We start from the raw sequence: 18,533 nt of genomic DNA, 5'->3' as shown, positions 1-18,533 counted from the left end.
CGACGTGGTCGTCGAGGAAGGCATAGAGTGCGGTCAGAAGGGTGTCCAGGTCTCGTGTCACAGCAAGACTCTGCGACACCCTTCGTTGTGTCCGCGACCTGATCAGACTTCGGACTCACTCATCTAGGGACGGGCCCGTCGAACACGCGCTAAGCCAGCCCGCGACGGGCGACCGCGGGCGGGCGGCGGCCCTGTACCGACGCCACCAGGTCCAGCGCCTGGCGGACCGCGTCGGGCCGCCCGGTGGCGAAGACCCGGGCGCCCAGCCACGCGTAGACCGACGCCAGCGCCACCTCCTCCGCCGCGGCACCGGCCTCCGGCGCGGGCCAGTCGCCGGAGCCCCGCGGGGGAGTGCAGCGGACCAGCACCGTGCGCCCGCGTTCGGCGAGGCGCCGCACGTCCTCGGGGGCGGGCCGGTAGCCGAGGTCCTCGGCGCCCTCGACGACCGCGCCGGGCGCCACCACTCGGACGCCGCGTGTCTCGTCCGGCGCCGTGTCCATCGCCGGTCCCTCCTGTCGGTCCGCGCTGGTCGGGCCACCGCCCCGCGCGGTCGGCGGAGCGCCCGGAGGAGGCCGCGGAGCGGCCCGTGCGCTGCGCGTCGCCGCGGCGGCGACGGCGCCGAGCCCTCGCGGTTGTGGCACCATTGAGGCTAATGTCTCCGATCATCAGCGTCCTGATCGCCCTCGCTGCGGTGGCGGTACTCGCCGGCGTGGCGTTCGTGGTCATGGGGAAGGGCGGTGAGCTGGCGCGCTTCGAGGCCGACCACCCGCCGTTGGACCTCCCCGCCGACCGCCCGCTGTCCGGTTCCGACGTGAGCCGGGTGCTGCTGCCGCTGTCGCTGTGGGGTTACCACGTGCGCGCGGTCGACGACGTGCTGCGCCGCGTGGTGGGCGCGCTTTCCGAGCGCGACGCCCGGATCGCCGACCTGGAGCGGCGCCTTCAGGAGACCGGGCGGCCCGCGCCGGACACCGCCGCTTCCGAGACCGCCCCGGGGACGGGCCCCGGGACCGGTTCCGGGCCGCGCTCCGGCTCGGTCTGGGACGCACCGCGCGAGCCCGAGGCCCCCGACCGCACCGGTGGCGACACCGGCGCCGCCGCGGCCGTCCGCACGGGTGCCCACGCCCGGGGCGGCGCGTCGCCGAGCGGCGCCGCGGGTTCCGGCGACCGGCCGGGCGCGGGCGGGCCGGGCGAGTCCGGCGGCGCGGGTGAGGACGGCGACGACCCCGGACCCCCCGGCGACCGCGAGGGCTCCGAGGGCGGCTCGGCGGCCGCGGACGGCTCCGGCGCGACGGCCTCCGACCGCGGGTCCGAGGCCACCGGGGCACAGCGCCAGAGCGCCCGATGACGGCGGACGACGCGACCGCGCGGCCCGGCCCCGACGGCCTCCGCCGCTGCCACTGGGCGCTCGCGGGCGAGGAGCTGCTCGACTACCACGACACCGAGTGGGGCGTGGCGATCACCGGCGACGACGCCATGTTCGAGCGGATCTGCCTCGAAGGCTTCCAGGCCGGTCTGTCGTGGCTGACGGTCCTGCGCAAGCGCCCCGCCCTGCGCGAGTCCTTCGCCGGGTTCGTCCCCGCGACCGTGGCCCGCTACGGCGAGGCCGACGTCGAGCGCCTGCTGGGCGACGCGCGGATCATCCGCAGCCGCGCCAAGATCGAGGCGGTGATCCGCAACGCGCGGGCCGCGCTGGACCTTCCCGCGGGACTGGCCTCGCTCGTGTGGGAGCACGCGCCGCAGGACCACCGGGTGCCCGACCGCGTCACCGACGTTCCGGCCTCCACACCCGAAAGCGCCGCGCTGGCCAAGGCGCTCAAGCGGCACGGGTTCACGTTCGTCGGTCCCACCACCGCCTACGCGACGATGCAGGCCGCGGGGGTCGTCGACGACCACCTCGGCGGGTGCTTCCGCCGGTTCCGCAAGGCGCGCCCGGCCTGATACGGCGGACCCGCGCGGGAACCGCGCCGCGGCCCGACGCGTTGTAGGCTCCTGCTGCACACTCGGAAACCGGCGCCGCCTTGTCCCCGGGCGGTCGGCGGGGCGGAGGCGGGCGCGTGCTCCTCCGTTCGGTCCCGCCCTCGCACCGGCTCGCCGCGCCGTTCGATCCAGCCCGCCCCCGGCCCTCGACGGCCCCTCGTCTCCGTGCCGGATATGGGTGATTTGGGGCTGGATTTCATCTGCTGTGTGCCTCATCGCCTTTTGTCGGCGACGGTGGCCGAACGCGTCGCTTATTCTCTGTCGCTGTAGCCGCGAGCGGACACCTGCGCCTGTTCGCCTTGGAGGTCAACGCCATGATCACAGCCAAAGCCCGCGTGCGGGCCGTGCCCTGGAGCCCGCGGTGAGCGGCCCTCCCGGCTCCGCCTCCCACGACGACGGCGCCGATCCGCAGAGCGGCGGCTCGCCGATCCGGCAGATGTCGCTGTGGCCGCCGCCGCGCTCCACCCGCCACAGCGCCAAGCGTCGCAGGAGCCTCATCGTCGGCGTACTGGCCGTGCTCCTGCTCGGAACGGGCCTCGGCACCGCCGCGGTGTGGGCGCTGCAGCGCGGCGACGCGGCGACGGCCGACGGCTCGTCCGTGCCGGAGTCCTACGCGGGGACCTGGCGCGGCGAGATGAGCCAGGTCGACGAGCAGGGCGAGCACGTCGTCGACTGGGGTGCCGAGGTCAAGCTGGAGCAGGGCGAGGAGCGCGGTGTCTCGGAGTGGTACACCCTGGACTGCCGCGGCAGCCTCGACCTGACCGAGCGCACCGGCGACCGCCTCTCGTTCGACTACGTCGAGACCTACGACCCGGGGGAGAACTGCGTGGACGAGTCCGAGCTCGTCCTGGAGAGCGGCGGCTCCGCAGGTACGCTCAAAGCCCGCTGGACCGCCGTCTCGCATGACGGTACTCCGATGACCTCCACCGGGACTCTCCGTTAGGGTGGGCGCCGCTGAGGTCCGCGCGCCCGCTGTGCGCGGAACACGGCCCGTGGAGGGAAGATGACCGCTACCCAGCCCCTGACAGACGACGATCCAAGGCGCATCGGCGGATACGCGCTGACCGCCCGCCTGGGGCAGGGCGGCCAGGGTGTCGTATACCTCGGCCAAGACGACTCCGACGGCGCGCCCGTGGCGGTCAAGACCCTGCACTCCGACGGCATCGACGCCGCCGGGCTGCGTCGGCAGCTCGGCGAGGAGATCGAGACCGCCCGCCGGGTCGCGCGCTTCTGCACCGCCCAGGTACTGGCCGCCGACGTCGACTCCGACCCCCCGTACGTCGTCAGCGAGTACATCGAGGGGCCGACCCTGCGCGAGATCGTCCGGCGGGACGGCCCGATGCGCGGCGCGTCCCTGGAGCGGCTTGCGGTGGGCACGCTGACGGCGCTGGCGGCCATCCACCAGGCCGGGATCGTGCACCGCGACTTCAAGCCGGGCAACGTGCTCATGGGCCCCGACGGGCCGCGAGTGATCGACTTCGGCATCGCCCGCGCCCTGGAGGGCACCGCCATCCTCACCAGCCAGATCGCCGGGACGCCCGCCTACATGGCGCCCGAGCAGATCGCCGGCGAGGCGCTGGGACCCGCGGTCGACCTGTTCTCCTGGGGCTCGACCATCGTCTACGCGGCCAACGGGTCGAGCCCGTTCGGCCAGGACTCGCTGCACGAGGTCCTGCACAACGTCACCAGCGAGCCGCCGGAGTTGGGCGCGCTCGACGGGCGGCTGCGCGAAATCGCCGCGCGCTGCCTGGCCAAGGACCCCGCCGAGCGGCCCACGGCGGCCGAGACGCTGATGGGCGTGCTCGGCGTGGCCATGGCCGACCCCGCGGCGGCGGCACCGGAGGAGCCCGAAACCCCGGCCGGCGACGCGGGGGCGCTGCCCGTTCACACCCTGGCGGCCGGGGCGGTCGCGGCGGCCGCTCCCGAGGCGCGTGAGCGCACCGCCGCCGAACTGCGCGACAGCCTGCCGCACGGCGCCGGAGAGCCGGGCGGCGACGAGGGCGTCTTCCGCTCGTTCCCGCCCACCGCGCCCCCGCCGGGGACGGGACCGCACTACGGCCCGGCGGCGCAGACCCCGCCCGCGGCGCCGAGCGGCCCGCAGACGCCCCCGCCGCCCGCTGGACCGACCGGCGGCGCGCCCCGGCCGAACCCGCCCGCCGGCGACTGGTCGGCGCCCGGTTCGGGAGCCGCCTCGCAGCCGCCGCATGGAGCGTCCTCCGGGCCGCAGCGCCCCTACCCGGGCGGCGGGCCTGCTCCGATGCCCCCGACCGGCGGCCAGCAGCCCTTCGGTCCCGGTCACTCCGCGCCCGCGTCGGGCCCGCAGCCGCCGCTCGCGCCGGGACCCGGCGGCGGGCCGGGCGGCCCGCCGCCGGGGCAGCAGCAGGCCTACGGTCCGGGGCCCGCGACGCCGCCTCCCTCGCCCTACGCTCCCCAAGCCGCGGCGGGACCGACCGGCGGACAGGCTCCCCCGGGTCCGGGGCCCCAGCCCCCGCAGCGGCCTTCGGGGCCCGCGTCGGGCCCGCAGTCGCCCTACGGTCCCGCCGGAGCCGCGCCGCCGCACGCTCAGTCCGGGCCCCAGACCCCCTACGCGCCGGGACCCGGCGGCCCCGGCGGTCCGGTCTCAGGGCCGCAGGCGCCCGCGCCGTACGGGCCGGTCGGCGCCGGTCCGCAGACCGGTGGCCAGCAGCCGTACGGCCCCGCCGGGACCGCGCCGGCCAAGCCCTCCGGCGGCAGCGGGGCCGGCGTGATCGTCGGCATCGTCGCGGGTGCGTCGCTCCTGGTCGTGGTCCTGGTGGGGATCGTCATCGCCGTGATCCTCTCCTGAGGGGACCGCGGCGGCGAGCGCACCCGCGGCGGGAGGCGGCTAGTGCCCCTCGAACTCCGGCTTCTCCTTCTTCAAGAAGGCCACGGTGGCGGTGAGGTGGTCGTGTGTCTCGGCGCACTGGTCCTGCAGGCTGGCCTCCATCTCCAGGGCGTTGGCCAGGTCCAGCCCCGAGCCGAACGTCAGCTCGGCCTTGATGGTGGCGTAGGCGACCGTGGGCCCCTCGGCCAGGCGCACCGCGAGCTCCCGTGCGGCCGATTCCAGCTCGTCGTCCGGCACCAGCTTGCTGACCAGGCCGATGTCCAGGGCGCGCGCGGCCGGGACGGGTTCGGCGAGCATCAGCATCTCCATCGCGCGGGCGTGGCCGACCAGGCGCGGCAGTGTCCACGAGGCGCCCGAGTCCGAGCCCAGCCCGACATTGGCGAAGGCCATCAGGAACGACGCGCTCTCGGCCGCGACGCGCAGGTCGCAGGCGAAGGCCAGCGAGGCGCCCGCGCCCGCGGCCGTGCCGTTGACCGCCGCGACGACCGGCTTGGGCATGCGCGCCAGGCCCAGGACGATGGGGTTGTAGTGGTCGCGGACGGTACCGTTGAGTCCGCGGCCCTCATTGAGGTTCTCCGCGTGTTCCCGCAGGTCCTGTCCGGCGCAGAACGCCTTGCCGCTGCCGGTGAGCAGCACCGCGCGGGCCCCGGTGTCGTTCTTGGCGCGCTCGATCGCCGACAGCAGGGCCTGCTTGGTCTGCACGGTCAGCGAGTTCATGGCCTTCGGCCGGTTCAGCCGGATCGTGGCGACGCCGTCGGCGAGCTCGTAGCTGACAGCGGAGTCGCCGGTGTCCGCACCGGATCTCCCGTCGCCCGCTTCGGCGTTATTGCCGGCGGTGCCTGCAGTGTCTGACTCGGACAAGCCAATCTCCCGGTCTGTTCGGCTGCTGGCGCGGTCCCCGCGACCGCGAAAGTGCGCTGCGGCTATAACCTTACTGTTCGGATTCCTCGGGACCGATGGTCCCGGCACTGTCCGATCGTTCCCAATCGGTTCCCAAAACCGAGATAATGGCAGAACAGTGATTCGTTCCCTGAGTCACGCGGATGCGGCGCGACCGGACCGGCGCCCCGATGCAGGGGGTATCTCCGCCCGAGCGGCCCATTCACTGCAGTCTTCCTATGAAAGGGGATACGGCATGGCGGCGATGAAGCCGAGGACCGGTGATGGTCCGATGGAGGTCACCAAGGAGGGCCGCGGCATCATCATGCGGGTCCCGCTTGAGGGCGGCGGGCGACTCGTCGTCGAGCTCACGCCGGACGAGGCCGCCGAGCTCAAGGAGGCCCTGGACGGCGTCGTCGGCTGATCCGCCGCTCCGCCCGGCGGCGACTCCGACCGCCGCGCGAGCGTGCCGCTGCCACCGCGACGCGGGGCCGCGGCTCTACCGAGACCCCACCCCACGATTGCGAGCATCCGTGCCGATCGCTACGGAGATCCGCCCAGTTGCGGGCACCCTCATCGACTCGGCCGCCGATCTGGTGGCCATCCCCGTCGTCCGCGGCGAGGCGCCGGCCGCCGTCACCGTCGGCGCGGGTCCCGACCCGGCCGAACTGGCCGCGCGGCTGCCCGCATCGCTCGCGGACCTGGTCGCGCACTACGAGCTGACCGGGAAGCCGGGTGAAATCGCGCAGTTCCCCGCCGACTTCGGTGCTGGGCTCGTGCGGGTCGTGCTGCTGGGCGTCGGCGAGGCGGCCCCTGCCGACCTGCGCGCCGCCGGTGCCGCCCTGGCCCGCGCGGCCAGGGGCCACACAGCGGCGGCGACCACAGTGGCGCTGCTGGACGCGGCGGCCGAGAACGGTGCGGCAGGGGTGGAGGCGTTCGTCGAAGGCGTCCTGCTGGCCTCCTACCGCTTCACCCTGGCCTCCTCGGCCACAGGCGCCGCGGCGGTGGCGGCCCTCGAACTGGTCGGCGCCGACTCCGGCTCCGCCGCAGCGGCGGTCGAGCGCGGCAAGGCCCTGGCACAGGCCACCGGCATGGCCCGGGACCTGATCAACACGCCCTCGGCCGAGAAGGACCCGGCGTGGCTGGCCGCGCGTGCCGGAGTGGTCGCCGCGGAGTCCGGTCTGACGGCCGGGATCTGGGACGAGCGTGCGCTCGTCCGCGACGGCTTCGGCTCGATCCTGGCCGTGGGCGCCGGCTCGGACCGGCCGCCGCGGCTGGTGCGGCTGGACTACCGGCCCGAGAACCCCGGCGGCCACGTCGTCCTGGTCGGCAAGGGGATCACCTTCGACACCGGCGGGCTCTCCCTCAAGCCCAACGACAACATGAAGCTGATGAAGACCGACATGAGCGGCGCCGCCGTGGTCCTCGGCGTCATGTCGGCGCTGGCCGGGCTGGGCTCCGGCGTGGCCGTCACCGGTCTGCTCGCCGTCGCCGAGAACTCCTTCTCGGGCTCGGCGCAGCGGCCCGGCGACGTGATCACGACCTACGACGGGCACACCGTCGAGGTGCTCAACACCGACGCCGAGGGTCGGCTGGTCATGGCCGACGCCCTCGGCTACGCGGTGGCCGAGCTGGAGCCGGACGCCATCGTCGACGTCGCCACCCTCACCGGCGCGGCGAAACTGGCGCTCGGCACCGGTATGGGAGCCCTGTTCAGCGGCGACGACGATCTCGCCGCCGCGCTGAGCGAGGCGGCGGAGCGATCCGGCGAGCCCGTGTGGCGGCTGCCGCTGACCGAGGAGTACCGCGACTGCCTGGACTCCCGGGTGGCCGACCTGGCCAACATCGGCAACGGCGACTACGGGCGGCCGGGCGCCGCCGAGGCTGCGCTCTTCCTGCGCGAGTTCACCGGCGGCGTGCCGTGGGCGCACCTGGACATCGCCGGTCCCGGGCGCTCAATGAGCGACGAGGGCGTACTGAGCAAGGGCGGCACCGGGTTCTCCACCCGGCTGCTGCTGCGCTGGCTGTCGGGCGAGAAACCGCCGGTCGCCCCGGCCCGAGGCGCGGGCTAGCGCGGCGCCGCCTCCTGCGGGGCCGGCGCTCAGCTGTCGGCAGGGGCCTCCTCGCGGATCGCCGCGAGGAGGCCCTCGCCGATCGGCAGCAGCAGCGGGATGAGCTGCTCGTCGTCGCGGACCAGGCGGGCGACCTCGCGCACCGCCGCCGTGCCCGCATCGGGCGCGCTCAGCGGTCCGTCGGAGCTGGTGGCGGCCTCCAGGGCGTTGTTGAACACCACAATCCCGCCGACGCGCAGCAGCCGCAGCGCCTCGGCGAGGTACGCCGGGTAGGAGGCGGGCTCGGCGTCGACGAAGACCATGTCGTAGGCGCCGTCGGTCAGGCGCGGCAGCACGTGCAGGCCGCGCCCCAAAATCAGCCGCACCCGGTTGGCCGGAAACCCGGCCCGGCGGTAGGCCGCGCGCGCGAGCTCCTGGTACTCGGGCTCGATGTCGACGCTGGTCAGCACCGATTCCCCGCGCATGCCCCGGAGCAGCCAGATCCCGGAGCTGCCGCACCCGGTGCCCACCTCGACCACGGCCCGGGCGCCGATCGAGGCGGCCAGGAAGCGCAGCGCAGCCCCGCCGGAGGCGCTGATCGGCGATGACTCGGCCCGCTGCCCGGTCTCGCGCGCCGAGGACAGCGTGGCGTCCTCGACGGCGTACTGCTCGATGTGGGCCAGTGTGTGGGCCAGTGTGTCGTCTCGGCTGGCGATGGCGGCCTCCCCGCGTGTGACTTTCCTGGGTGCCCGAGCCGGGCGGCCCCGTCGCGGGACCTGGTTCGGCCGGATGGCGGACGCGGCGTGCGCCGGCTTGCGCGGACCGCGGAACGCGCCGGGCGCACCCGGGCTCACTCAGCGTGCCGATGTGCTCACCCGCCACCGGGTCCAGGGCACAGACTAGCCTGCCAGGGGCGTGCGCGGCGTGTTCGCGGCCCCGGGAACTTATTCGCCCTGTGGCGGCGTTGCAAACTGGGTAGGGACGATTCGACAATCCGACTGCCCGGTGGTGGCCCCAGCACGACCGGTCTGACGTCGCAGAGGCGGTTCGCCGCCGCTGCGAGGGCACGCGATCCGAAGGGAGTGGCGGTGGCAGACTCCGACGCTGCCGTGGACTTCGAGCCGTGGGAGCCGCCGAGCTGGGATGAGGTCGTGCGCAACCATTCGGCCCGGGTCTACCGGCTGGCCTACCGCCTCACCGGAAACAAGCACGACGCCGAGGACCTCACCCAGGAGGTGTTCATCCGCGTCTTCCGGTCGCTGTCCAGCTACACCCCCGGCACCTTCGAGGGCTGGCTGCACCGGATCACCACCAACCTCTTCCTCGACACCGCGCGGCGCAAGCAGCGCATCAGGTTCGAGGGGTTCTCCGACAACGCCGACGACCGCCTCCAGGGCCGCGAGCCTTCGCCCGCCCAGTCGTTCGACGACCGGCACTTCGACGCCGACATCCAGGCCGCGCTCGACGACCTGCCCGCGGAGTTCCGCGCGCCGGTCGTGCTGTGCGACATCGAAGGCCTGTCCTATGAGGAGATCGCCGCGACTCTGGGTGTCAAGCTCGGCACCGTGCGCAGCCGGATCCACCGCGGACGCGCCCAGCTGCGCAAGGCGCTGGAGCACCGGCGGCGGCTGGCCGCTCAAGAGTCCCCGCTCGGTGCGCAGGGCGCCGAATCGAGTATCGGGGAGGTGGAGTGAACATGGACCACATGGAAGAGCGCCTGTCCGCTCTGGTCGACGGCGAGCTCGGCCACTCCGAGCGCGACCGCGTCCTGCGGCACCTGGCCTCCTGCGAGAACTGCCGGTTCGAGGCCGAGATGCTGCGGGGCCTCAAGCGCCGCCTGCACGGCCTCGACTCCCCTGAGCCCTCCACCGACTTCCTGGGACGCCTGTCGGCGATGAGCGGTCCGCCGGGGCAGCCGCCGGGACAGGGCCCGCAGCCGCCCATGGGCGGCGCCGGCGGGTTCGGCTCCATGCCGCCGCTGGGCTCCAGCCGACCGATCGGCGGCGGGCTGCCCCGCGCCTTCGGCGGCGACACCGCCCTTGCCGTGGCCGAGGAGGCGCCGGCCCCGGCCCCAGCTCCGGCGCGCCCCCGCCGCCCGCGCCCGCAGCGCCCGCTCTCGGTGCTGCGCCCGCGCTGGGAGCGCACGCGCTACGCGGTCGCCGGGGTCTCGGTTCTGGCGGTCGCGCTCGGGACGGCCTTCGTCGTCGGCGGCGACGTCGAGGACGCCCCGGTCGTCATCCCCAACGTCGACGACTACGCCATCGAGCACGCGGTGACCTCGCGCCAGGCCACCGTGCCCGAACCCGAAAGCAGCGCCCCGGAGACCGGTGCGGTGGCGAAGGCCTCCGCACCGGCGTCCGAACCGCGGTGAGGGGCGCGGGGCCGTCGAACGGCGGCGCGCCCTCCCGCCTCCCGCCGCCCGCGAGGGCGGCACAGCACTCCGGCCCGCCCGTCAGGGTCCCGCTCGTCCTGCTGTCCCTGTCGCTGGTCGTCCTGGTGCTGCTGCCGGGGTCGGCCACCGCCCGGGCCGACGACGTGCCGGCCGCTGGCGAGGACGACGGCATGGCACTGCTGCGCCGGGCGTCCGACTCGGCCCGATCGGTCTCCTTCGAGGGCGTGCAGCTCGTGAACGCGGGAGGCGACTCCCGGTTGGTGGACGTCGTGCACCGGGCCGGCGAGGCGACCGGCTACCGCTACTCCGGCGGAGCGCGCCCCGACCGCGAGGTGGTGGTCGGCGAGACCCCGCCGCTGACGAAGGCCGACGACGAGCTGCTGGACCAGCTGGCCGCCAACTACCGGGTGACCCGCTCCGGAACGGGTCGGATGTGCGGGCGCCCGGCGACCGTGGTGGAGGCGCGCCGGACCGACGGCACCGTCGCCGGGCGGATGTGGATCGACCGGTCCACGGGACTGCCGCTGCGCCGGGAGACCCGCGACCACTCCGGCGCTCTCGTGCACGCCTTCGAGTTCGTCGAGGTGCGCGTGGACGGCGATCCCGAACCGCTGGCCGCGAAGGCGGCGCGGGCGCAGCCGTGGTCCGAGGACCTCTCCGACGGTGAGCTGGCGGACCTGCGCGAGCGCGGCTGGCACATTCCCGAGCGGCCGTCCTGGAACCTGCTCCTCGTCCGGGCCTGGACCAAGCCGGCCGAAGGCGGCCGCGTGGTCCACCTGGCCTACTCCGACGGGCTTTCGGTCGTCTCGGTGTTCGCCCAGCGCGGACGCCTTCCCGGCGGATCCGAAGGAACCGGCGAGGGTGCCCCGAAGGTCGTAAAAGGGGACGGCGCCGGCGGGTCCGGCACCGGGCAGCAGCGGATTTGGGACGCCGACGGCTTCGTCTACACGGCCATGGGCCAGGCGCCGCGGGGTCTGCTCGACGCGGCGGCCGACGGCTTCCCCGACGCGGAGCCGCTCCTCTTCTGGGCGCGGGTCCTGCGGGGGTTCGGCCACCTCTCCGCGACTGTGACCGAGTGAAGCGCGGCCAGTAGGGTCCAGAAAGGTCCGTCATGGGCGGACTCATGCTGCCAATCGCTGCGAAACCCCCACCGGCGGGCATAGGGTCCGCCGGTGGCGATGCCCGGCAGCGGACCTAACAGCCGGTTTATGCGGACTGCTCCACCATTGGGGCGGCGGCGACAGACGGAGAGTTGGATGACCGACGAAACCGGACCCCGTTCCCCCGACGGCGGGCCCGACCAGACCTGGTCGCACCCGCAGTCCCCGGCGGAGGGGCGACCGGAGGCCGCACAGCCCCCCGCGGACGCGCCCGCCGCTGAGCAGCAGCCCGAACTGCCGGCTCCGCCGCAGCAGCCCGCCGACGCCGGGACCGGTGAGCAGCAGGCCGAGCCGCCCGCACCGCCGCAGCAGCCGGCCGACCCCTGGGCCGGCGGGCCCGCCGGCCCGCCGCCCGATGCGGGCGCGGGCGCGGCACCCGACTCCCCCTATGCGCAGCAGTGGCAGCCTCCCCAGGGGCCGCCGCCGGCGGGTGCGTGGGCGGCCCGCCCCCCTCAGCACCCGGGCGCCCCCGTGGCCGGAACCGGCCAGTGGCCGATCCAGGGCGCGGGCGGCCAGGCGCCGGGAGCCCCCCATTACGCGCAGCAGGGCGGCGCCCCCGGCATGGGCGGTCCCGGAGCCCCGCCGCCCGGTGCACCCGGCGGACCGGGCGGACCGGGCGACCCGGGGGGTGCCGGGCCCTTCCCCGCGCCCGGCTTCCCGCCGCCCCGGCCGCCGAAGCAGCGGCGCGGCATGCCGCTGTGGGCGGTGCTGATCGTCGTCGCGGTGGTGGCGGTCGGATCGGCGGGTGTCGGCGGCGCCCTCGGCGGTTCGCTGGGTGTGCAGACCGCCGCTCCCTCGCCCGGCGAGTCCTCGCCCCGGCTCAACACCGACCTGCCCTCCGACGCCCCGAGCCGGGCCCCCGACACCGTCGCGGGCGTCGCTCAGCGCGTCAGCCCCAGCGTGGTCTCCATCCAGGACGGCGGCACATCGCTGAGCGGGAACGGCTCGGGCTTCGTCATCGAGAACGACCACGTCGTCACCAACAACCACGTGGCCTCGGCGCTGCAGGGCGGCGACATGGAGGTCGTCTACAGCGACGGCCAGACCAGCGGCGCGAGCATCGTCGGCACCCGGCCCGAGTCCGACCTGGCCGTGCTGGACCTGGAAGACCCCATGGACGTCCAGCCGCTGGAGTTCGGCGACTCCGAGAAGGTGACGGTCGGGGACGAGGTCATCGCGATCGGGGCGCCGCTGGGGCTGGCGGGCACCGTCACCTCCGGCATCATCAGCGCGGTCGACCGCCCCGTGAACCTGGGAGAGGGCTCCTCCGGCGGCGGGACCGCCATCAGCGCCCTGCAGACCGACGCCGCCATCAACCCGGGCAATTCCGGCGGACCGCTGGTCGACGCCCAGGGCCGGGTGATCGGCGTCAACACCGCGATCGCCACCCTCGGCGGCGGCGGGGCGCAGGGCGGCCAGGGCGGCAGCATCGGACTCGGCTTCGCGATCCCCTCGGCGGAGGTCGAGGGCGTCGTCGACGACATCATCAGCGGTGCGGGCGGGGGCGGCTCCGGTTCGCAGGGCGGCGCCGAGATTGGCGTGCTGCTCGACGAGAGCTACGACCAGGGCGCGCGCATCGCCGTCCCCGACGGGCAGAGCGGCGTCTCGGCGGTCGAGCCCGGCGGCCCGGCCGACGAGGCGGGCCTGCGCGAAGGCGACGTCGTCATCCGGTTCGACGGGCGGGACATCTCCGACGCGGACACGCTGGTCCGCCTCATCGGCGAGTACGAGGCCGGCGACCGGGTGGAGATCGTCTACGAGCGCGACGGCGAGCGCCGCACCACCGACATCACCCTGGGCTCGACCACGGACTGACGACCGTCCCGCCCCCGCCCGTCCGGCCCCGGCCGGCCGGGCGATGCGAGAATGCAGGGGTGGAGCTGGGTCACGCGTGCCGCGAGGCCGGTATCGGTGTGGTCGCCGCGGGTGAGCACACCGGCCCCCCGCGCCTGCACAGAGCCCTGCCTGCGCTGTCCACCCGACTGGTCCTCAGCCTGGGCGCCCCCGTCGAAATCCGCTACGACGGACACACCAGCAGCATGCAGGCGGTCGTCGCGGGGCTGATGCGGCCCGGGAAGGCGACCCCGTCCCTGGTCCTCCGGCCGCACCAGCCGACGGTGTACGTGGAGCTGTCCCCTCTGGCCATGCATCGCCTGACCGGGGTGCCGCTCGGCGAAGTGGACGCCGGCGGGGTCGGCGCCGACACCCTCCTGCCGTGGCTGCGCCGGCTGAGCGAGGAGCTGGCGGGCCGCACGGCCGGGCAGCGGGAGCGGCTCATGCGGGTCCGGCTCCTGGAGCGGCTGGAGCGGACCGACCGGCGCGCCGTTTCCCGAGACGCCCTCGAACCGCTGAAGATCATCGGGGCCGGTGCCGGGCGGGTGCCCGTGGACGACCTGGCTCGGCGCGCGCACCTGAGCCCGCGCCACCTGCGGCACGTGATGCGCACCGCGCTCGGGATCGGCCCGAAGCTCGCGTCGCGCGTCGCTCGCCTGTCGGCCGCCGTCGATCGGGCCGCCGACGGAGCCGGCTCCTGGGCCCAGGTGGCGGCCGAGAGCGGCTACCACGACCAGAGCCACCTGGTGCGCGACTTCCGGGATCTCATGCACACGACACCGTCCGCATGGCTGGCCGAGGAGGGCCGGAATCTACAAGGCTGGCGCCGCCCCTCGCCGTGATCATCGGAACATGACCACAGAGATCCGTCCCAAGCTGCTCGTATCCGACGCCGATGCGGCGATCGGCTTCTACACCGAAGCGCTGGGCGCCACGCTTGCCTTCCGGGCGGCCGATGAGCGCGACGTGGTGAACCACGCCGAGATCACCCTCGGGTCCGCCGCCTTCGCCGTGGCGCAGAGCGTCGAGGAGTGGGGGTGGAACGATCCCCGCTCGACGGGCGGCTCGCCCGTCCTCATCATGGCCGAGGTGCCCGATCCGGACTCGACCGCGGACCGGATGGTGCGGCTGGGGGCCGAATCGGTGATCCCGGTCGAGAACCGCCCCTACGGCAGGCGCCAGGGCAGGGTCAGAGACCCGTTCGGACACCTGTGGGTGATCAGCGGCGACCTTCGCTGAAGGGGAACCGCGGCCGATATGCCTGGGGCTGAAGAGCCGGCTCGGGCTGGAACGCCACGCCGCCCGCACCACCGAGGGCCTGTGGGCGCGGGTGTGCCGGCGCATCTGCGCGCTCAGCGCGGCGATCCGGCACAACCGGCTGATCGGCGCCCCGGTCAAGCGGTCCCTGATCGCTTATGACCATCGATCCCGGGCGCCCGACAACTTCCAGCAACGATCCCGCCGTGCTCGGCCATCGGGTTGATGACACATCGGCGTTGTCCGTTGGTCCACAACGACGACCTCCAGTGGTGTTGAGGCGGCCGTCCGCACACCACTGGAGGTCGTCGCGGCCCACGCCGGCGCGCGCCTGACCGCCTGCGGGCGAAGGCTCATCGTCCAGCGCGTCCGCCACCGGGGACGCCCGGTGGCCAGTGACGCCTCCGAACCCGGCGTATCGCGCCGATGCGCCCACACTGATGAGCCGCCTTCCACCGACGCCATGACCGCGTACAGCTAGCCGTCGGTGGCCGCGCCGATGTCCTCGTTCCACAGGTCGGGGCGGTCGCGGACGAACTCCGCCATCATGGCCGCGCAGTCGGGGTCGTCGAGCACCGTGACGGCCACGCCGTGCTCGGCCAGCCAGCCGTGTCCGCCGGTGAACGTGCGCGACTCGCCGACGACCACGCGCGAGATCCCGAACTGGCGCACCAGGCCGCTGCAGAACCAGCAGGGCGAGAGCGTGGTGACCATGGTCGTGCCGGTGTAGCCGCGCTGGCGTCCCGCGGCGCGGAACGCCGCGGTCTCGGCGTGCGCCGACGGGTCGCCGTCCTGCACCCGGCGGTTGCGGCCGCGGCCCAGGACCGCGCCGTCGCGGCCGATCAGCGCGGCGCCGATGGGGACGCCGCCCTCGTCGAGCCCGGCGCGCGCCTCCTCGGCGGCGACGGCGAGCCACTGCCGGAAGCGGACGGTGTCCGCGGGCTCGGGCAACGGGACCTCCGGAGCGTCGGTGTCGGCGGCGCGGCGGCTCCGCCCGGTCGGCGGGCCGCGGCGGCCTCCGATGCTACCGGCGGGCGCCGGGGCGCGGGCGGAGCGCGCCCGCGCGTCCTGTGGGCGCCCGCGCGTCCTGTGGGCGCCCGCGCGTCCTGTGGGCGTACGCGCCGCTTGAAAAGAGACCGGCCGACAGCAAAGCCGGGGGCCGCCGTCGGCGACGGCGGCCCCCGGCGGGGTCGGTGGAGCGGTCCGCGGAGCTACCGGCCGCCCCCGATGGGCGTGACGCCGAGCTGCATGCCTGACAGCCCGCGCGGCTTGCCGACGAGGTCCTCGGCGATCCCGCGCAGGAGCCGCGAGACCTCGGTGTTGGGCTCGCTGAGCACGAGCGGCTGGCCGGCGTCGCCGCCCTCGCGCAGGCGCATGTCCAGCGGGACCTCGCCCAGAAGCGGCACCTCGGCGCCGAGGGCCTTGGTCAGGCCGTCGGCGACGCTCCGGCCGCCGCCCTCGCCGAAGAGGCGGGTGCGCTCCTCGGTGCCGGGCGCGACGAAGTAGGACATGTTCTCGATGACGCCCGCGACGCGCTGGTGGGTCTGGGCGGAGATGGCCCCGGCCCGCTCGGCGACCTCGGCCGCGGCCTGCTGCGGCGTGGTGACGACGAGGATCTCGGCGCCGGGCAGCAGCTGGGCCACCGAGATGGCGATGTCGCCGGTCCCCGGGGGCAGGTCCATCAGCAGGATGTCCAAGTCGCCCCAGAAGACGTCGGCGAGGAACTGCTGCAGCGCGCGGTGCAGCATCGGGCCGCGCCACACCACGGGCTGGTTGCCCTGGGTGAACATGCCGACCGAGATGACCTTGATGTTGTGTGCGGTCGGCGGCATGATCATGTCCTCGACCTTGGTGGGGTGGCCGGAGACACCGAGCATCCGCGGCACCGAGTGGCCGTAGATGTCGGCGTCGACCACGCCGACCTTGTGCCCGAGGTCGGCCATCGCCGCCGCGAGGTTCACGGTCACCGACGACTTGCCCACGCCGCCCTTGCCTGAGGCGACCGCATAGACCTTCGTCAGCGAGTTGGGCTTGGCGAAGGGGATCTCCTTCTCCGCCTGCCCGCCCCGCAGCTTGGTCTGCAGGGCCTTGCGCTGTTCGTCGCTCATGACGTCGAGCTCGACGGTCACCCGGGTGACGCCCTCGACCTTGGATACGGCGCTGGTGACGTCGCTCTCGATCCGCCCCTTCATGGGACAACCGGCCACCGTGAGGTAGATGCCGACGTGTACGACACCGCCGTCGGCGACCTCGACGCTCTTGACCATGTCGAGATCGGTGATGGGGCGGTGGATCTCGGGGTCCTGGACGGTCGCCAGAGCCGCGTTCACCAGCTCGGTGGTGGGTGTGGAGGACATGTCCCCATGGTATGCAAGAAGGTCCGGAGACCCCGACTCCCTGCGCAGCCCGATTCCGCGGCCGCCCCCGGACGGGCGGCCGCCGCCGCGCGCCGGGAGGGGATCGCGCCCGTGCGGAGGGGTGTGCGGTGCAGCGCGCGCCTCGGATGTGACATAACTCACCAGCTTCGGGACTGGAGTACCGGCCGGTAACCGCCCTCTCGGCGCGGCGCCGGCAGCGCCCCCGGCCTGCTCCGCGGAGTGCGCCCGGCGCCGGCGGGGCCCGTACCGGGCGGCCGGTGCCGCGCGGGCGGGGCGGGGGCGAGCGCCGGGACCGGAGTCCGCCCAGGTCGGATGCGGTAGTCGGGTGGTGCCTGTGCGTTCTTAACACGGCCAATACAACCTCGGAGGGTAATCTCGGCAAACGATGAGAAACTCGCCGCCGCCACCCGGCTCGTCCTGGTCGTCTGAACCGCAGGGGCCCATCGGCCCGGACGGGTCGGCGCACCAGCATGAGCAGGTCTGGGCCTGGCCGCCGGCGGCGAGCCGGGACGAGCTGCACACCTCCTCCGCTTGGGCGTGGCCGCCGCCGGCTCAGCCGCGCCGCGGCCCCTCGGGGACCGTCCCGCCGCCCGCCGGGGCCCCCTACCACCGACTCGCACGCACCCGCCGCCACCGCTGGTGGATGCCGCCGCTGGCCGTCCTCGCCGCGGTGCTGGCGATCGTGGTCGTGCAGCTCATCATGGCCACCGCCGCGGTGGTGGTCGCCGTGGTCGCCGGCATCCAGGGCACCGGTGACGACGTCTTCCGCTCGCCGCTGGCCAACCTGGTGCTGCAACTGGTCGTCGTCGCCACGATGGCGCCCATCGTCTTCGCCGCCGCCTGGACGGTGCAGCGGCGGCCGGTGGGCACCCTGTTCTCGGTGGCCGGACGGATGCGGTGGCGCTGGCTGCTGTGCTGCCTGGCGCCGGCGGTGCCCGCGCTGGTGATCTCCTTCGCCGTCCTGTTCGGCCTCCACCGGATCACCTCGCCGGGCACGCCCTTCATCGGCGAGTACGCGGGCGGTCCCGGTTTCGTCTGGGCCCTCGTGCTGATCGTGCTGCTGGTGCCCTTCCAGGCCTCGGCCGAGGAGATCGCGCTGCGCGGCTTCCTGATGCAGGCGGTGGGCTCGATCGGCGCCGGAGCCGGCGAGCGGCGCGGGGCGAGCCACATCTCCTGGTTCCTGCGGACGCCGTTCCTGGCGATCCTGCTCAGCGGCACCGTCTTCACCCTGCTGCACGACTACTCCGGCTGGGGACTGGCCGACGTCGCCGTGTTCGGCCTCGCCATGGCCTGGCTGACCTGGTTCACCGGCGGCCTCGAAGCCGCCTTGGGGCTGCACGTCCTGCACAATCTGACCGCGTTCTCCATCAGCGCCTACGAGGGCACCCTCGACCAGGTGGCCACCGGCGGCGGCTCCTGGCAGGGCGTCCTCAGCACCTCGATCGAGGTCGCCCTCTACTGCGCCGCGGTGGTGTGGCTGGCCCGGCGGCTGGGCGTGCGCCGGTCCGTCGCCGACGACGAGGGCGACCGGAACACCGCCGGTGCCTCTGCCGCGCTTCCCGAGTGGGGCGCTCAGCCCCCCTCCGCGCCGTGGCAGCTTGAGCAGCCCGCGCACCCCGGCTGGGAGCGCCAGGCCGACCGGGTACCGGGCCCCGCGCAGTGGCGGTCGGGGTATCCCCAGGGTCCCTCCGGCGGCCCGGGCGGCGGATCGCCGTGGACGGCGCCGGGCTCCGGCGGATAGCG

Annotated in this window: 18 protein-coding genes and 1 pseudogene; 14 read left to right on the top strand and 5 right to left on the bottom strand. The window is 74.6% G+C overall.

Going from position 1 to position 18,533, the window contains the following annotated elements; all coding sequences use genetic code 11:
* Positions 1–149: 149 nt before the first annotated feature.
* Positions 150–500 carry a hypothetical protein gene (locus ABD284_RS10190; RefSeq protein WP_344142435.1) on the bottom strand — a complete coding sequence of 117 codons (351 nt, stop codon included), beginning with the start codon at positions 498–500 and terminating at the stop codon, positions 150–152.
* Positions 501–652: 152 nt separating this feature from the next.
* On the opposite strand from ABD284_RS10190, the gene ABD284_RS25775 reads away from it, so the two are divergent.
* From ABD284_RS25775 to ABD284_RS10170, 4 genes are all read left to right on the top strand, one after another.
* Positions 653–1,345 (top strand): hypothetical protein, encoded by a 693-nt coding sequence (locus tag ABD284_RS25775; protein ID WP_386699460.1) that lies wholly within the window; start codon positions 653–655, stop codon positions 1,343–1,345.
* A complete protein-coding gene (locus ABD284_RS10180) occupies positions 1,342–1,938 on the top strand; it encodes a DNA-3-methyladenine glycosylase I (RefSeq protein WP_344142434.1) in 597 nt (198 codons plus the stop codon). Before ABD284_RS25775 ends, ABD284_RS10180 begins: the two co-directional genes overlap by 4 nt.
* A gap of 400 nt (positions 1,939–2,338) precedes the next feature.
* The gene (locus tag ABD284_RS10175) at positions 2,339–2,920 is read left to right on the top strand and encodes a hypothetical protein (protein WP_344142433.1); all 582 of its coding nucleotides are present in this window, start codon (positions 2,339–2,341) and stop codon (positions 2,918–2,920) included.
* Between the two features lie 60 nt (positions 2,921–2,980).
* Positions 2,981–4,801: a serine/threonine-protein kinase gene (locus tag ABD284_RS10170; protein WP_344142432.1), complete on the top strand. Its 1,821-nt coding sequence runs from the start codon at positions 2,981–2,983 to the stop codon at positions 4,799–4,801.
* Positions 4,802–4,840: 39 nt separating this feature from the next.
* Here the strand turns inward: ABD284_RS10170 and ABD284_RS10165 are convergent, their stop codons facing one another.
* Positions 4,841–5,557, bottom strand: a complete 717-nt coding sequence (locus ABD284_RS10165; RefSeq protein ID WP_386699608.1) for an enoyl-CoA hydratase-related protein — start codon at positions 5,555–5,557, stop codon at positions 4,841–4,843.
* 418 nt (positions 5,558–5,975) lie between these two features.
* Here ABD284_RS10165 and ABD284_RS10160 point away from each other — a divergent pair, with 418 nt between their 5' ends.
* Entirely contained in the window at positions 5,976–6,143 is a 168-nt protein-coding gene (locus ABD284_RS10160; RefSeq protein ID WP_084722758.1) for a DUF3117 domain-containing protein, read from the top strand.
* 109 nt (positions 6,144–6,252) lie between these two features.
* On the top strand, positions 6,253–7,791 hold the full coding sequence (locus ABD284_RS10155) for a leucyl aminopeptidase (RefSeq protein WP_344142430.1): 1,539 nt from the start codon (positions 6,253–6,255) through the stop codon (positions 7,789–7,791).
* A gap of 29 nt (positions 7,792–7,820) precedes the next feature.
* Here the strand turns inward: ABD284_RS10155 and ABD284_RS10150 are convergent, their stop codons facing one another.
* The gene (locus ABD284_RS10150) at positions 7,821–8,444 is read right to left on the bottom strand and encodes an O-methyltransferase (protein WP_344142463.1); all 624 of its coding nucleotides are present in this window, start codon (positions 8,442–8,444) and stop codon (positions 7,821–7,823) included.
* Positions 8,445–8,852: 408 nt separating this feature from the next.
* On the opposite strand from ABD284_RS10150, the gene sigE reads away from it, so the two are divergent.
* The 7 genes and pseudogenes from sigE to ABD284_RS25770 all read left to right on the top strand — a co-directional run.
* Positions 8,853–9,464 carry an RNA polymerase sigma factor SigE gene (gene sigE, locus ABD284_RS10145; protein WP_344142428.1) on the top strand — a complete coding sequence of 204 codons (612 nt, stop codon included), beginning with the start codon at positions 8,853–8,855 and terminating at the stop codon, positions 9,462–9,464.
* 2 nt (positions 9,465–9,466) lie between these two features.
* The gene (locus ABD284_RS10140) at positions 9,467–10,141 is read left to right on the top strand and encodes an anti-sigma factor family protein (protein ID WP_344142427.1); all 675 of its coding nucleotides are present in this window, start codon (positions 9,467–9,469) and stop codon (positions 10,139–10,141) included.
* Positions 10,138–11,241, top strand: coding sequence for a sigma-E factor regulatory protein RseB domain-containing protein (locus ABD284_RS10135; RefSeq protein WP_344142425.1), 1,104 nt, complete (start codon positions 10,138–10,140; stop codon positions 11,239–11,241). The genes ABD284_RS10140 and ABD284_RS10135 overlap by 4 nt, the downstream gene beginning before the upstream one ends.
* Before the next feature lie 177 nt (positions 11,242–11,418).
* Entirely contained in the window at positions 11,419–13,137 is a 1,719-nt protein-coding gene (locus tag ABD284_RS10130; RefSeq protein ID WP_344142424.1) for a S1C family serine protease, read from the top strand.
* 59 nt (positions 13,138–13,196) lie between these two features.
* Positions 13,197–13,997, top strand: a complete 801-nt coding sequence (locus tag ABD284_RS10125; protein WP_344142422.1) for a helix-turn-helix domain-containing protein — start codon at positions 13,197–13,199, stop codon at positions 13,995–13,997.
* Positions 13,998–14,007: 10 nt separating this feature from the next.
* Entirely contained in the window at positions 14,008–14,394 is a 387-nt protein-coding gene (locus ABD284_RS10120; RefSeq protein ID WP_344142421.1) for a VOC family protein, read from the top strand.
* Positions 14,395–14,422: 28 nt separating this feature from the next.
* A pseudogene (locus ABD284_RS25770) lies at positions 14,423–14,578 on the top strand (IS982 family transposase); the annotation flags it as partial.
* 311 nt (positions 14,579–14,889) lie between these two features.
* On the opposite strand, the gene ABD284_RS10115 reads toward ABD284_RS25770, so the two are convergent.
* Positions 14,890–15,363, bottom strand: a complete 474-nt coding sequence (locus ABD284_RS10115; RefSeq protein ID WP_344142419.1) for a nucleoside deaminase — start codon at positions 15,361–15,363, stop codon at positions 14,890–14,892.
* A 260-nt stretch (positions 15,364–15,623) separates the two neighbouring features.
* Positions 15,624–16,769, bottom strand: coding sequence for an Mrp/NBP35 family ATP-binding protein (locus ABD284_RS10110; RefSeq protein WP_344142418.1), 1,146 nt, complete (start codon positions 16,767–16,769; stop codon positions 15,624–15,626).
* Positions 16,770–17,175: 406 nt separating this feature from the next.
* Between ABD284_RS10110 and ABD284_RS10105 the strand changes: the two genes are divergently transcribed.
* Positions 17,176–18,531: a CPBP family intramembrane glutamic endopeptidase gene (locus ABD284_RS10105; protein ID WP_344142417.1), complete on the top strand. Its 1,356-nt coding sequence runs from the start codon at positions 17,176–17,178 to the stop codon at positions 18,529–18,531.
* The last annotated feature ends 2 nt before the right edge of the window (positions 18,532–18,533 follow it).

The organism is Streptomonospora arabica (assembly GCF_039531585.1).
Lineage (GTDB): Bacteria > Actinomycetota > Actinomycetes > Streptosporangiales > Streptosporangiaceae > Streptomonospora > Streptomonospora halophila.
The sequence above is the reverse complement of the archived record's forward strand: the minus strand, read 5'-3'. Positions and strand labels throughout refer to the sequence as shown.